Raw genomic sequence first — 13,161 nt, forward strand, 5'->3', positions numbered from 1 at the left:
TTACTCCTTCGCCTCGTTGCGGCCCAAGTGGAACGCCGTGACGGCTGCGGCGAGCAGCAGCATCGAGGCGAGTTCGACCACCAGCAGATAAGGACCGAACAGGCTGATGCCCACGGCCTTGGCGTCTACGGTGGTGTGGCCGACGCCGGTGCCGCTGGAATGGCTGAACAGCACATACAGCAGTTCAGCCAGCAGCAGCGCAGCCAGTACCACCGGACCCGCCCAGATACCGGGCTTGAGCCAGACGCGTTCTTGCTGAACCGAGGCGGGGCCGAGGTTCAGCATCATCACCACGAACACGAACAGCACCATGATGGCGCCGGCGTAGGCGATCACTTCCAGTACACCGGCAAATGGCGCACCGAGGCTGAAAAAGGTCATCGCCACGGCGAGCAGCGAAATAATCAGGTAGAGCAGGGCGTGTACAGGATTGGTGTTGGTGATCACGCGAAGCGTGGACACAACGGCAACTCCTGACGCGAAATAGAAAGCGAATTCCATCTTTCTTCCTTAAGGCAGCAAGCTCTTCACGTTGATCGGTTCGGCTTCATTCTGCGCGGAGCCTTTCGGCTTGCCAGCAATGGCCATACCTGCAACACGATAGAAGTTGTAGTCAGGGTTTTTGCCGGGGCCGGAGATCAGCAGATCTTCTTTCTCGTAAACCAGGTCCTGACGCTTGAACTCGGCCATTTCGAAATCCGGTGTCAGCTGGATCGCGGTGGTCGGGCAGGCTTCCTCGCAGAGGCCACAGAAAATGCAGCGCGAGAAGTTGATACGGAAAAACTCCGGGTACCAGCGACCGTCTTCGGTTTCGGCTTTCTGCAGCGAGATGCAACCGACCGGGCATGCCACGGCGCAGAGGTTGCAGGCAACGCAGCGCTCTTCACCATCGGGGTCGCGGGTCAGGACGATACGTCCACGAAAGCGCGGCGGCAGGTACACCGCCTCTTCCGGATATTGCAGCGTGTCGCGCTTGCGGAAGGCATGGCCGAAAATCATCACCAGGCTGCGAAGCTGGGTGAAGAAGCCATGCACGATGTCAAAAATATACTTCATGATTCTCTATCCTCACTGAGCCGCGATGGCGGGCGTGTTGAGCAACACGATCGCAGCGGTCACCAGCATGTTGACGAGGGTCAGCGGCAGGCAGAACTTCCAGCTGAAGTCCATCACTTGGTCATACCGTGGGCGCGGAATCGAGGCGCGCAGCAGGATGAAGAACATGATGAAGAACGCGGTTTTCAGTGCGAACCAGATGAACGGGATCTGCGGCAGAATGCCGAACGGACCGTGCCAGCCACCGAAGAACAAGGTTACCAGCAGCGCCGAAATCAACACGATGCCGATGTACTCGCCGACGAAGAACATGCCCCATTTCATGCCGGCATATTCAATGTGGTAACCGTCGGCCAGTTCCTGCTCCGCTTCCGGCTGGTCGAACGGGTGACGGTGAGTCACGGCGACGCCGGCAATGAAGAAGGTCAGGAAACCGAAGATCTGCGGAATGACGAACCACAGGTGCTGCGCCTGGTAGTCAACGATGTCGCGCATGTTGAACGAGCCGACCTGGATCACGATGCCCATCAGCGACAGGCCCATGAACACTTCGTACGACACGGTTTGTGCCGAGGCCCGCAAGCTGCCCAGCAGGGCGAACTTGTTGTTACTCGACCAGCCGGCGAACAACACCGCGTAGACCGACAGACCGGCCATGGCGAAGAAGAACAGGATACCGATGTTCAGGTCCGCGACACCCCAGGTCGGGGTGATCGGGATGATCGCGAAGGCAATCAGCAAGGCGCTCATGGCCACGACCGGCGCCAGGGTGAAGATCACCTTGTCGGCAAACGGCGGCGTCCAGTCTTCCTTGAAGAACATCTTGATCATGTCGGCTGCAATCTGGAACGCGCCGAACGGGCCGACGCGGTTCGGACCGTAACGGTCCTGCCAGAGGGCGAGCAAACGACGCTCGACCCAGCTCAACAGCGCGCCGCAGACCACCACGGCGAGCAGGATCACGATGGCCTTGAGCACCGCGATGATGATGTCGATCACTTCAGGAGTGAACAAGGTCATTGCGCTGCCTCCTGCAGACCGTCAACGGATTTGCCAAAGATTGCCGGTGGAATGCCGGCGATACCCGCAGGCAGCGCCACCAGGCCAGCGCCCAGTTCTTCGTTGATGCGCAGCGGCAGACGCAGGGTCTGGCCGGCAACGTTCAAGCTCAGCATGGCACCGTCATTGACGCCCAGGCGATCGGCTTCGGACTTGGCCAGCGACACATAAGCGGCTGGAATGCGTTCCTGGACCGGAGCGGCTTTCGAAGAGTTCTCTTCGCTGCCGAACAGGTGATAGAACGGCACAACCTGCCAGGTGCCCTGGGCCGGGTTGAACGCACGCGGAACACTGGCGAACCAGTTCAGTGAATCGCCCTGGCTTTCGATCAGGCGAGCACCCGGATCACCGGCACGCAGATGACCACCGACTTCGTCCTGGAACTTGTTCCAGGCTTGCGGCGAGTTCCAGCCCGGCGACCAGGCGAATGGCACTTGCTGACGCGGTTCGACGGAGCCCGAGTAACCTTCCATGGAGAACGAGAACGCGGTGTCGTTGTCCTGGGAGGTACGCGGCTCGTGCACGCTGATGTCGGCACGCATCGCGGTCCGGCCACTGTAACGCAGCGGTTCGCGGGCCAGTTTCAGGCCTTTGATCCGGAACGAAGCGGACGGCGCAGCGTTGACGATACCGGCCAGTTGTGGGGTGCTCGACGCGCAGGCCGCGGTGACGTGGTCCAGTTGGGTCCAGTCGATCGGCTGGTTCAGCAGGGTCGCGCGCAGGGCATGCAGCCAGCGCCAGCCTTCGTGAACCAGGATGCTTGCATCGAGGTAAGTCGGGTCGAAGACCTGGAAGAAGCGCTGGGCGCGGCCTTCCTGGCTGACCAGCGTACCGTCGCCTTCAGCGAAGCTGGCGGCTGGCAGAACCAGGTGCGCGCGATCGCTGGTAGCGGTTTTCTGATGGTCGGCAACGATCACCACTTTGGCGGCGGTCAGGGCTGCATCGACCTTGGCTTTGTCGGTACGGGTGTACAGATCGTTTTCCAGCACCACGATGGCGTCGGCTTTACCGTCGATCACCGCTTGCAGGGCTGCATCGACCGATTCGCCGCCGAGCATGGCCAGGCCGAGGCTGTTGGCCTCTGGCACGATCAGGCTGATGGAACCGTTCTTCTCGCGCAGCTTCAGGGCTTTGGCGATGTTCGCCGCCGCTTCGATCAGCGCTTTGGAGCCCAGCGAAGTACCGGCGATGATCAGCGGACGCTTGGCCGCGAGCAGGGCGTTGGCGATGCGTTGAGCCAGTTCGAGAGCTTCGCTGTCCAGGCCTTCAACGGCCGGGGCGCTGGCGTCGAGGGCGTGAGCCACGGCGAAACCGATACGTGCCAGGTCGTCTGGAGCGGCGTGAACGCATTCTTCAGCCACGTCGTCGAGCTTGGTTTCGGCCAGGCTTGCGATAAACAGCGGGTTCAGCGCGTGCTGACCGATGTTTTTCACCGCGGCGTCGAGCCAAGGCTGAACGCGCATGGCGTCGGCCATGTCTTCGGCTTTGCCCTTGACCGATTGACGCAGGGCCAGGGCCATGCGCGCAGCGGTCTGGGTCAGGTCTTCACCGAGGACGAAAATCGCGTCGTGGTCTTCGACGTCGCGCATGTTCGGGATCGGCAGCGGGCTGTCTTTCAGCACCTGCATGACCAGGCGAATACGCTCAAGCTCGGAAGCTTCGATACCCGAGTAGAAGTGCTCGGCACCGACCAGTTCGCGCAGGGCGTAGTTGCTTTCAAGGCTGGCACGCGGCGAACCGATACCAACGATGTTGCGACCGCGCAGCAAATCAGCGGCTTTATCCAGCGCTTCGTCGAGGCTCAGCTTGGCGCCGTTGGCCAGCAGTGGCTGACGTGGGCGATCTTCGCGGTTGACGTAGCCATAGCCGAAACGGCCACGGTCGCAAAGGAAGTACTGGTTCACCGAACCGTTGAAGCGGTTTTCGATGCGACGCAGTTCGCCGTAACGCTCACCCGGGCTGATGTTGCAACCGCTGGAGCAGCCATGGCAGATGCTCGGCGAGAACTGCATGTCCCATTTACGGTTGTAGCGCTCGGAGTGAGTCTTGTCGGTGAATACACCGGTCGGGCAGACCTCGGTGAGGTTGCCGGAGAACTCGCTTTCGAGGGTGCCGTCTTCAACGCGACCGAAGTACACGTTGTCGTGGGCGCCGAATACACCGAGGTCAGTACCGCCGGCGTAGTCTTTATAGAAACGTACGCAGCGATAGCAGGCGATGCAGCGGTTCATTTCGTGGGAAATGAACGGGCCCAGTTGCTGGTTCTGGTGGGTACGCTTGGTGAAGCGGTAACGGCGCTCGTTGTGGCCGGTCATTACCGTCATGTCTTGCAGGTGGCAGTGACCGCCTTCCTCGCACACGGGGCAGTCGTGCGGGTGGTTGGTCATCAGCCATTCGACGACGCTTGCGCGGAACACTTTGGCTTCTTCGTCGTCAATGGAGATCCAGCTGCCGTCGGTCGCAGGGGTCATGCAGGACATGACGATACGACCACGCTTGTCGTTCTCGTCGGTGTACTGCTTGACGGCGCACTGGCGGCAAGCGCCAACGCTGCCGAGGGCGGGGTGCCAGCAGAAATAAGGGATATCGAGGCCTAGCGACAGACATGCCTGTAACAGGTTGTCTGCCCCATCGACTTCGAGCTCTTTGCCGTCTACGTGGATAGTGGCCATGGTTCAAAGTTCTTCGTTGGCCCGGTGTCAGCGGGCGTGGCTAATGGAATCTTGTTATCCGTCCAAATCCAAACAGCCTGAAAAGGCGTCATCGGACGAAAGGCGAACGGCACGGACCGTTCGCCTTTTTTAAAGCGTTAAGCGCCGACCAGGATCGGCTTTGCCAGAGGCGGGACGGCGACGCTGCTGGTAGGCGCGATGCCGGCTTCGAACTCTGGACGGAAGTATTTGATTGCGCTGCCCAATGGCTCCACGGCACCCGGTGCGTGAGCACAGAAGGTCTTGCCTGGGCCGAGGAAACCGACCAGACCCAGCAGGGTCTCGATGTCGCCGGCTTGCCCTTCACCGTTCTCGATGGCGCGCAGGAGCTTGACGCTCCACGGCAAACCGTCACGGCACGGGGTGCAGAAACCGCACGACTCACGGGCGAAGAACTCTTCCATGTTGCGCAGCAGGGACACCATGTTGACGCTGTCGTCCACCGCCATGGCCAGGCCGGTACCCATACGGGTGCCCACTTTGGCGATGCCGCCGGCGTACATTTGTGCGTCCAGGTGTTCCGGCAACAGGAAGCCGGTACCGGCGCCGCCTGGCTGCCAGCACTTGAGCTTGTAACCGTCGCGCATGCCGCCGGCGTAGTCTTCGAACAGCTCGCGCGCAGGGACGCCGAACGGCAGCTCCCACAGGCCGGGGTTCTTCACTTTGCCGGAGAAGCCCATCAGCTTGGTGCCATGGTCTTCACTGCCTTCGCGAGCGAGGGATTTGTACCAGTCCACGCCGTCGCCGATGATCGCCGGCACGTTGCACAGCGTTTCGACGTTGTTCACGCAGGTCGGCTTGCCCCATACGCCAACGGCGGCAGGGAAGGGCGGCTTGGAGCGCGGGTTGGCGCGGCGGCCTTCGAGGGAGTTGATCAGTGCGGTTTCTTCACCGCAGATGTAACGCCCGGCGCCGGTATGGACGAACAGTTCGAAATCGAAACCGCTGCCCAGGATGTTCTTGCCCAGCAGGCCCGCAGCCTTGGCTTCTTCCACGGCACGGTTCAGGTGCTTGGCGGCGGTGGTGTATTCGCCACGCAGGAAGATGTAGCCACGGTAGGTTTTCAGTGCGCGGGCACTGATCAGCATGCCTTCGATCAGCAGATGGGGCAGTTGCTCCATCAGCATGCGGTCTTTCCAGGTGTTGGGTTCCATTTCATCCGCGTTGCACAGCAGGTAGCGGATGTTCATGGATTCGTCTTTGGGCATCAGGCCCCACTTCACGCCAGTGGGGAAGCCCGCGCCGCCGCGACCCTTGAGGCCGGAGTCCTTGACGGTCTGGACGATATCGTCCTGGGACATGTCGGCGAAGGCTTTGCGCGCTGCCGCGTAGCCGTTCTTGGCCTGGTACTCGTCGAGCCAGACAGCCTCGCCGTCGTCACGCAGACGCCAGGTCAGCGGGTGGGTCTCTGCGCTGCGCTTGATGCGGTTGGCAGGGCCGAAGGAAGTCAGGGTCATACGTAGCCCTCGAGCAATTTGGCAACGCCAGCAGGCTGCACATCACCGAATGTGTCGTCGTCGATCATCAACGCCGGCGCCTTGTCGCAGTTGCCGAGGCAGCAGACCGGCAGCAGGGTGAAACGACCGTCGGCGGTGGTTTGACCCAGGCCGATGCCCAGCTTGCTCTGGATTTCGCTGACCACCGACTCGTGGCCACCGATGTAGCAGACCATGCTGTCGCAGACGCGAATGATGTGACGACCGACTGGCTGACGGAAGATCTGGCTATAGAACGTCGCCACGCCTTCAACGTCGCTGGCCGGGATGCCGAGGATTTCGCCGATGGCGTAGAGCGCGCCGTCAGGCACCCAGCCACGTTCCTTCTGGACGATCTTCAGGGCTTCGATCGACGCCGCGCGCGGGTCTTCGTAGTGATGCAGCTCGTGCTCGATGGCCGAGCGCTCGGTTTCGCTCAGGGCGAAACGGTCTGTCTGGATAAGCGTGCTATTCATGCTTAGCGGTCCACGTCGGCCATAACGAAGTCGATACTACCCAGGTACGCGATCAAGTCCGCGACCATGCTGCCTTTGATCACCGAAGGGATCTGCTGCAGATGCGGGAAGCTTGGGGTGCGAATCCGGGTGCGGTAGCTCATGGTGCCGCCATCGCTCGTCAGGTAATAACTGTTGATGCCCTTGGTCGCTTCGATCATCTGGAAGGATTCGTTGGCCGGCATGACCGGGCCCCACGAAACTTGCAGGAAGTGCGTGATCAAGGTCTCGATGTGCTGCAGCGTGCGCTCTTTCGGCGGCGGCGTGGTCAGCGGGTGATCCGCCTTGTACGGGCCTTCCGGCATGTTGCGCAGGCACTGGTCGATGATCTTGATGCTCTGGCGCATTTCTTCCACGCGCACGATGCAACGATCATAGGCATCGCCATTGGCCGCCAGCGGTACTTCGAATTCGAAGTTCTCGTAGCCGGAGTATGGACGGGCTTTACGCAGGTCGAAATTGCAACCGGTCGAACGCAAGCCTGCACCAGTGACGCCCCATTCCAGGGCCTCTTTGGTGTTGTAGGCGGCGACGCCGATGGTCCGGCCACGCAGGATGCTGTTGTCCAGTGCGGCTTTCTGGTATTCGTCCAGACGCTTTGGCATCCACTCGACGAAGTCCTTGACCAGTTTTTGCCAGCCGCGCGGCAGGTCGTGGGCGACGCCACCGATGCGGTACCAGGCCGGGTGCAGGCGGAAACCGGTGATGGCTTCGATCACCGTGTACGCCTTCTGGCGGTCGGTGAAGGTGAAGAACACCGGGGTCATGGCGCCGACGTCCTGGATGTACGTCCCCAGGAACAGCAGGTGGCTGGTGATCCGGAAGAACTCGGCCATCATGATGCGGATGACGTCGACCTTCTCAGGCACCTTGATACCGGCGAGCTTCTCGACCGAGAGCACGTACGGCAGGTTGTTCATCACGCCGCCGAGGTAGTCGATACGGTCGGTGTACGGGATGAAGCTGTGCCAGGACTGACGCTCGGCCATCTTCTCGGCACCACGGTGGTGGTAGCCAACGTCCGGCACGCAGTCGACGATCTCTTCGCCGTCCAGTTGCAGGATGATGCGGAACGCACCGTGAGCGGAAGGGTGGTTCGGACCCAGGTTGAGGAACATGTAGTCCTCGTTGGCGCCGGAACGCTTCATGCCCCAGTCTTCAGGCTTGAAGCGCGCAGCTTCTTCTTCAAGCTGATGCTTGGCCAGCGTCAGGCTGAACGGGTCGAACTCGGTGGCACGGGCCGGGAAGTCCTTGCGCAGCGGGTGACCTTCCCAGGTCGGCGGCATCATGATGCGGGTCAGGTGCGGGTGGCCGGCAAAGTTGATGCCGTACATGTCCCACACTTCACGCTCGTACCAGTTGGCGTTCGGCCAGATACCGGTCACGGTCGGCACGCTGAGGTCGCTCTCGGACAAGGCGACCTTGATCATTACGTCACTATTACGTTCGATCGACATCAAGTGATAGAACACAGTGAAGTCGGCACCGCTCGGCAAGCCCTGGCGCTTGGTGCGCAGACGCTCGTCCACGCCGTGCAGGTCATAGAGCATGACGTACGGCTTGGGCAGGTTGCGCAGGAAGGTCAGGACTTCGACGAGTTTGGCACGGGCAACCCAAAGCACCGGCATGCCGGTGCGGGTGGCCTGGGCGCTGAACGCCTCAGGGCCAAAACGGTTGTTCAATTCGACGACCACATCCTGGTCGTCTGCCTTGTAAGGCGGGATGTACAGAGCACTGCCTGTAGTCATGGTTTTTTTATCGCTTTCGGTCAACGTAAAGAATGAAGCCAGTTTCTCGTTTCTTTGTAAGAACAGATCTGGATCAGACTTCGTCGGGGCTGCGCAGGTTGGTTACCTGAATACGCTGTTCGCGGCGCTGTTCCTTTTGCGAAGGCATCTCGGCGCGGTAAACGCCTTGATCGCCAACGACCCAGGAAAGTGGGCGACGCTCCTGGCCAATCGACTCCTGCAACAGCATCAAGCCTTGCAGAAAAGCTTCAGGGCGGGGCGGGCAGCCAGGCACGTAGACGTCCACGGGCAGGAACTTGTCCACCCCTTGAACGACGGAGTAGATGTCGTACATGCCACCGGAGTTGGCGCACGAACCCATGGAGATAACCCACTTCGGCTCGAGCATCTGCTCGTAGAGACGCTGAATGATCGGCGCCATCTTGATGAAGCAGGTTCCGGCAATAACCATGAAATCCGCTTGACGCGGCGATGCCCGGATAACCTCGGCGCCAAAGCGCGCGATGTCGTGGGGCGCCGTGAAGGCGGTGGTCATTTCCACGTAGCAGCACGAAAGACCGAAGTTATACGGCCACAGGGAGTTCTTACGCCCCCAGTTGATCGTGCCGTTAAGCACGTCTTCGAGCTTGCCCATGAAAATGTTTTTGTGAACTTGATCTTCTAACGGATCGGAGACGGTTTCCCGTGCGCCGATCGGATACTGCTCGTTAGGAGCATCGGGGTCGATCCTGGTGAGATTGTATTGCATCGCCAAAGCCTCATTGTTTCAGCTTCGCCTGCCGCTTATGACGAGCTGCCGGAGCCCAATCAAGGGCGCCCACTCGAAATAGGTAGACAAGACCTGCCAACAGAATTGCTATGAAAACGAGAGCTTCGACGAATCCGGTCCAGCCGCTTTCGCGGACGGACACAGACCAGGCAAAGAGAAATAGGGCTTCGATATCGAAGATCACGAACAGCATCGCGACCAGATAGAATTTGGCTGAGAGCCGCAAGCGGGCGCCACCGGTAGGTAGCATGCCGGACTCGAACGGTTCGTTTTTGCTGCGGCCCCAGGCTTTTGACCCGAGGAGGCTGGAGACGCCGAGCATGAAGGCGCACAGGCCGCCGACACCCAGAAGGAAAATGGCAAAGCCCCAGTTGTGGGCCATGAGTCCTGTCGCTTCGGGCATGCTGGTAATCCTTAACAGAGAGCAAAGGTCTCTGAGCTTGAAAAGAAATAAAGCAGTGACGATATGTCGCAGCAATCAATCGCGGTGATTTTATGGCACAACACCGTGCAAGTAAAATTCCTGTAGCGAAATTATTTATAAGAATAAGGACATAGCGCACCTCAAAAGGCCTGCAGCCCATGCATTGCGGGCATTAGCCGGGGTTTTGTCAATAATGTTTTGTGCGTGTTGTAACGAACATGAATCACGCCAAATGATAATCAATATTGTTTGTAGTGGTTTTTGAACTGTTAGTCGGGGTGGTGGCTGGAAAGTTGCGCTTACATACCGGCTACTGCAAGTAGCGCGCGGGGCCGTTTTACCCTGTTTTGCCGATCGAAATACCGCCCTGGATCAATGTTTCCCTCTGTTCGCCATCATCCCTTGTGGGAGCGAGCCTGCTCGCGATGGCGGATTGTCAGGCAGCACAGTATCGACTGGAAGGCCGCTATCGCGAGCAGGCTCGCTCCCACAGGGGGGGGCTCCTTTCAAATTGCGGGCAAAAAAACGCCCCGAACCAGTCGGGGCGTCAGATGTGCGGCATACCGGTTAGTTTTTTAGCTGGTCCGGAAGGGCCGTTTGCTCAGGTGAAGCGGATCAGTGGAACTGTTCTTCTTCGGTGGAGCCGGTCAGTGCAGTCACCGAAGACGAGCCGCCCTGAATCACGGTGGTCATGTCGTCGAAGTAGCCAGTGCCCACTTCCTGCTGGTGCGCCACGAAGGTGTAACCCTTGGCCGCGTCAGCGAACTCCTGCTCTTGCAGCTTCACGTAGGCAGTCATGTCGTTGCGGGCGTAGTCGTGCGCCAGGTTGAACATGCTGTGCCACATGTTGTGAATGCCGGCCAGGGTGATGAACTGGTGCTTGTAGCCCATGGCGGACAATTCGCGCTGGAACTTGGCGATGGTCGCGTCGTCCAGGTTTTTCTTCCAGTTGAAGGAAGGCGAGCAGTTGTACGACAGCAGTTGGTCCGGGTATTCCTTTTTGATCGCTTCAGCGAAACGACGGGCTTCGTCCAGGTCCGGTTTGGCGGTTTCGCACCAGATCAGGTCGGCGTACGGCGCGTAGGCCAGGCCGCGAGCGATAGCCTGGTCGAGGCCGGCACGTACTTTGTAGAAGCCTTCCTGGGTGCGTTCGCCAGTCACGAATGGCTGGTCGTACGGGTCGCAGTCGGACGTCAGCAAATCAGCAGCGTTAGCGTCGGTACGGGCCAGGATGATGGTCGGAGTACCGGCAACGTCGGCTGCCAGACGAGCTGCGATCAGCTTCTGAATGGCTTCCTGGGTTGGAACCAGTACCTTGCCGCCCATGTGGCCGCATTTTTTCACGGAAGCCAGTTGGTCTTCGAAGTGAACGCCGGCAGCGCCTGCTTCGATCATGCTCTTCATCAGCTCGTAGGCGTTCAGAACGCCACCGAAACCGGCTTCAGCGTCGGCAACGATCGGTGCGAAGTAGTCGATGTAGCCTTCGTCGCCCGGGTTCTTGCCGGCTTTCCACTGGATCTGGTCGGCGCGACGGAACGAGTTGTTGATGCGCTTGACCACGGTCGGTACGGAATCGACCGGGTACAGCGACTGGTCCGGGTACATCGATTCTGCAGAGTTGTTGTCTGCAGCAACCTGCCAGCCCGACAGGTAGATCGCCTGGATACCGGCTTTAACTTGTTGTACCGCCTGGCCGCCGGTCAGGGCGCCCATGCAGTTGACGAAATCTTTCTCGGGGCGGAACGCTGGCTTGGCACCCTGGGTAACCAGGTTCCAGAGCTTCTCGGCGCCCATTTTTGCAAAGGTGTGCTCAGGTTGAACCGAGCCACGCAGACGGACGACGTCAGCAGCGGAGTAAGTGCGTGTCACGCCTTTCCAGCGCGGGTTTTCAGCCCAGTCTTTTTCAAGGGCTGCAATTTGCTGTTCGCGTGTCAGTGCCATGGAGATAAACCTCGTCGCATAGGTCAGGTGGAAAATTCCTGTTGCCAGATACGCACATTCAAATAGGGCGTAGATGGCTGCTCGCTGACCAGAAGCTTAGGCGGTCAAGTCGGGTCTGGCGGGGAAGGCGACGGGATGAACGATGGGCTCGAGGATGAAAGCTGAGCAGGTAAGGGCGAACTGGCGGGCGCATTCGGGCGTCGTGGGCCTTTATACGATCATCAGTGTGTTGCCGGGCTACCTATTACGCTTCCGTCCCTCGGGACAACTTCGTTCCAGTCGCAACCTCGTCAAACACACCTTGTGGGCGGTACAGACACGAATCGGCTCAGGTCGGTAAGGTTAGAGCGCGACCCGAAGGCCCTTGCCAGGGCCCCTGATTAGCGGGAGCGAGGCCATCATGCCTTCGCTTTTTTGGCTCGTCAAACGTTTTGTAGTGCTATTTTTCAAGCACTACATCTTTAGTCTAATACGACTAATCAGTCAGTTTTTGGTGTGCTAGTCCAAGGTGTCGACTTTGACTCGCAACGTCATGTCATCCCGCCCCTGAGTAGAGTAGCTGCGGCTCATAGCCTGTTTATCGGCTTGAGTCTGGCGGTTGACGCCAGCCAGAGTGATCCACTCGCCCAGGCGACCGCTGACGGTTGTGTCGGTACTTTGCACGTTCACTACATCGGGACGTTCCTGGCTCATCCGGTCACGGTTGGTACTGATTGCCAGGTGTACGATGTCTCCAGTGACGCTGGTGGTGACATAGAAACCCTGGGTGACGTTGCGGTATTGGGTCTGGTTTTGCTGGTGAGCGTAGTTGTTGAGCGGGTTTTGCGATTGGCCGGAGGTATTGGCCTGGGGCTGGCGGGAGGTGTTTATCTGGTTTGGCAGGCTGGTGTAGGTGTCGGTCTGGGTGGTGGTCAGCGGCACGCTCTGGCCGATCTGGATCAGGGCGGGCGTACCTTCGCTGGTCTGGACCTGCTGGATGCCGCCTTCACGACTATCGGTGCTGTAAGTGATGATCTGCGTTTGCCGATCGGCGTTGTTTTGCTGGTTGTTTTCGTTGGTGTCGACCGTGATCAGCAGGCGCTTGGGTGCGGTGTCGAGCTGTGCGATCAGGGCTTTGAGTTCGTTGATTTTGTCGGGTTCGGCGTTGACGATCAGTTGGTTGCCGTAGGCGCTGACCTTGCCGTCCCTGCCGATAAAATTCTGCGCCACCGGCAGCAGGTCGGCGCTGGTGCGATTGTTGAGCTGCACCACCTCGGTAGCAGCGACGACCGAAAAACTGCAGGTCAGCAGCAGCGTGGTGAGCAGGGTGCGTAGGGACATGTCCGTTATCTCCGCGATCAAAGGCTTGAGTTTGCCAGTTTGTCGGCCTGCGATGGGGCAAGTTGAATCGTAGACAGCAAAACGCCCCGACATCGGAAAATGTCGAGGCGTTTTGTGGTGTTCTGTCGGGCCTCATCGCGAGC

The 13,161-nt window shown here is 59.6% G+C and carries 11 protein-coding genes; all 11 read right to left on the reverse strand.

Annotation, left to right across the window (positions count from 1 at the left end):
* On the reverse strand, positions 1–501 hold the full coding sequence (gene nuoJ, locus AC1DHT_RS18125; protein WP_019689817.1) for an NADH-quinone oxidoreductase subunit J: 501 nt from the start codon (positions 499–501) through the stop codon (positions 1–3).
* A 9-nt stretch (positions 502–510) separates the two neighbouring features.
* Positions 511–1,056 (reverse strand): NADH-quinone oxidoreductase subunit NuoI, encoded by a 546-nt coding sequence (nuoI, locus tag AC1DHT_RS18130; RefSeq protein ID WP_218570730.1) that lies wholly within the window; start codon positions 1,054–1,056, stop codon positions 511–513.
* 12 nt (positions 1,057–1,068) lie between these two features.
* The gene (nuoH, locus tag AC1DHT_RS18135) at positions 1,069–2,076 is read right to left on the reverse strand and encodes an NADH-quinone oxidoreductase subunit NuoH (RefSeq protein ID WP_019689819.1); all 1,008 of its coding nucleotides are present in this window, start codon (positions 2,074–2,076) and stop codon (positions 1,069–1,071) included.
* Positions 2,073–4,787 carry an NADH-quinone oxidoreductase subunit NuoG gene (gene nuoG, locus AC1DHT_RS18140; RefSeq protein ID WP_427547088.1) on the reverse strand — a complete coding sequence of 905 codons (2,715 nt, stop codon included), beginning with the start codon at positions 4,785–4,787 and terminating at the stop codon, positions 2,073–2,075. Before nuoG ends, nuoH begins: the two co-directional genes overlap by 4 nt.
* 137 nt (positions 4,788–4,924) lie before the next feature.
* Entirely contained in the window at positions 4,925–6,283 is a 1,359-nt protein-coding gene (gene nuoF, locus AC1DHT_RS18145; protein WP_429538572.1) for an NADH-quinone oxidoreductase subunit NuoF, read from the reverse strand.
* Positions 6,280–6,777: an NADH-quinone oxidoreductase subunit NuoE gene (gene nuoE / locus AC1DHT_RS18150; protein WP_007970445.1), complete on the reverse strand. Its 498-nt coding sequence runs from the start codon at positions 6,775–6,777 to the stop codon at positions 6,280–6,282. Before nuoE ends, nuoF begins: the two co-directional genes overlap by 4 nt.
* A 2-nt stretch (positions 6,778–6,779) precedes the next feature.
* Positions 6,780–8,564 (reverse strand): NADH-quinone oxidoreductase subunit C/D, encoded by a 1,785-nt coding sequence (gene nuoC / locus AC1DHT_RS18155; RefSeq protein ID WP_427547414.1) that lies wholly within the window; start codon positions 8,562–8,564, stop codon positions 6,780–6,782.
* Positions 8,565–8,637: 73 nt separating this feature from the next.
* Positions 8,638–9,312 (reverse strand): NuoB/complex I 20 kDa subunit family protein, encoded by a 675-nt coding sequence (locus AC1DHT_RS18160; protein WP_019689823.1) that lies wholly within the window; start codon positions 9,310–9,312, stop codon positions 8,638–8,640.
* A 10-nt stretch (positions 9,313–9,322) separates the two neighbouring features.
* On the reverse strand, positions 9,323–9,736 hold the full coding sequence (locus tag AC1DHT_RS18165; protein WP_019689824.1) for an NADH-quinone oxidoreductase subunit A: 414 nt from the start codon (positions 9,734–9,736) through the stop codon (positions 9,323–9,325).
* A 636-nt stretch (positions 9,737–10,372) separates the two neighbouring features.
* On the reverse strand, positions 10,373–11,698 hold the full coding sequence (gene aceA, locus AC1DHT_RS18170; protein WP_054597855.1) for an isocitrate lyase: 1,326 nt from the start codon (positions 11,696–11,698) through the stop codon (positions 10,373–10,375).
* 498 nt (positions 11,699–12,196) lie between these two features.
* Complete coding sequence (locus AC1DHT_RS18175) at positions 12,197–13,018, reverse strand: secretin N-terminal domain-containing protein (protein WP_442114571.1); 822 nt, start codon at positions 13,016–13,018, stop codon at positions 12,197–12,199.
* Positions 13,019–13,161 lie beyond the last annotated feature (143 nt).

It is taken from the genome of Pseudomonas sp. 05N432, from assembly GCF_056396945.1.

Excerpts from the sequence above, each read along its gene's own strand:
- nuoH (WP_019689819.1), bottom strand. The coding sequence starts at position 2,076 with ATGACCTTGTTCACTCCTGAAGTGATCGACATCATCATCGCGGTGCTC.
- AC1DHT_RS18160 (WP_019689823.1), bottom strand. The coding sequence starts at position 9,312 with ATGCAATACAATCTCACCAGGATCGACCCCGATGCTCCTAACGAGCAG.
- nuoI (WP_218570730.1), bottom strand. The coding sequence starts at position 1,056 with ATGAAGTATATTTTTGACATCGTGCATGGCTTCTTCACCCAGCTTCGC.
- AC1DHT_RS18165 (WP_019689824.1), bottom strand. The coding sequence starts at position 9,736 with ATGCCCGAAGCGACAGGACTCATGGCCCACAACTGGGGCTTTGCCATT.
- nuoJ (WP_019689817.1), bottom strand. The coding sequence starts at position 501 with ATGGAATTCGCTTTCTATTTCGCGTCAGGAGTTGCCGTTGTGTCCACG.
- nuoF (WP_429538572.1), bottom strand. The coding sequence starts at position 6,283 with ATGACCCTGACTTCCTTCGGCCCTGCCAACCGCATCAAGCGCAGCGCA.
- nuoG (WP_427547088.1), bottom strand. The coding sequence starts at position 4,787 with ATGGCCACTATCCACGTAGACGGCAAAGAGCTCGAAGTCGATGGGGCA.
- nuoC (WP_427547414.1), bottom strand. The coding sequence starts at position 8,564 with ATGACTACAGGCAGTGCTCTGTACATCCCGCCTTACAAGGCAGACGAC.
- aceA (WP_054597855.1), bottom strand. The coding sequence starts at position 11,698 with ATGGCACTGACACGCGAACAGCAAATTGCAGCCCTTGAAAAAGACTGG.
- nuoE (WP_007970445.1), bottom strand. The coding sequence starts at position 6,777 with ATGAATAGCACGCTTATCCAGACAGACCGTTTCGCCCTGAGCGAAACC.
- AC1DHT_RS18175 (WP_442114571.1), bottom strand. The coding sequence starts at position 13,018 with ATGTCCCTACGCACCCTGCTCACCACGCTGCTGCTGACCTGCAGTTTT.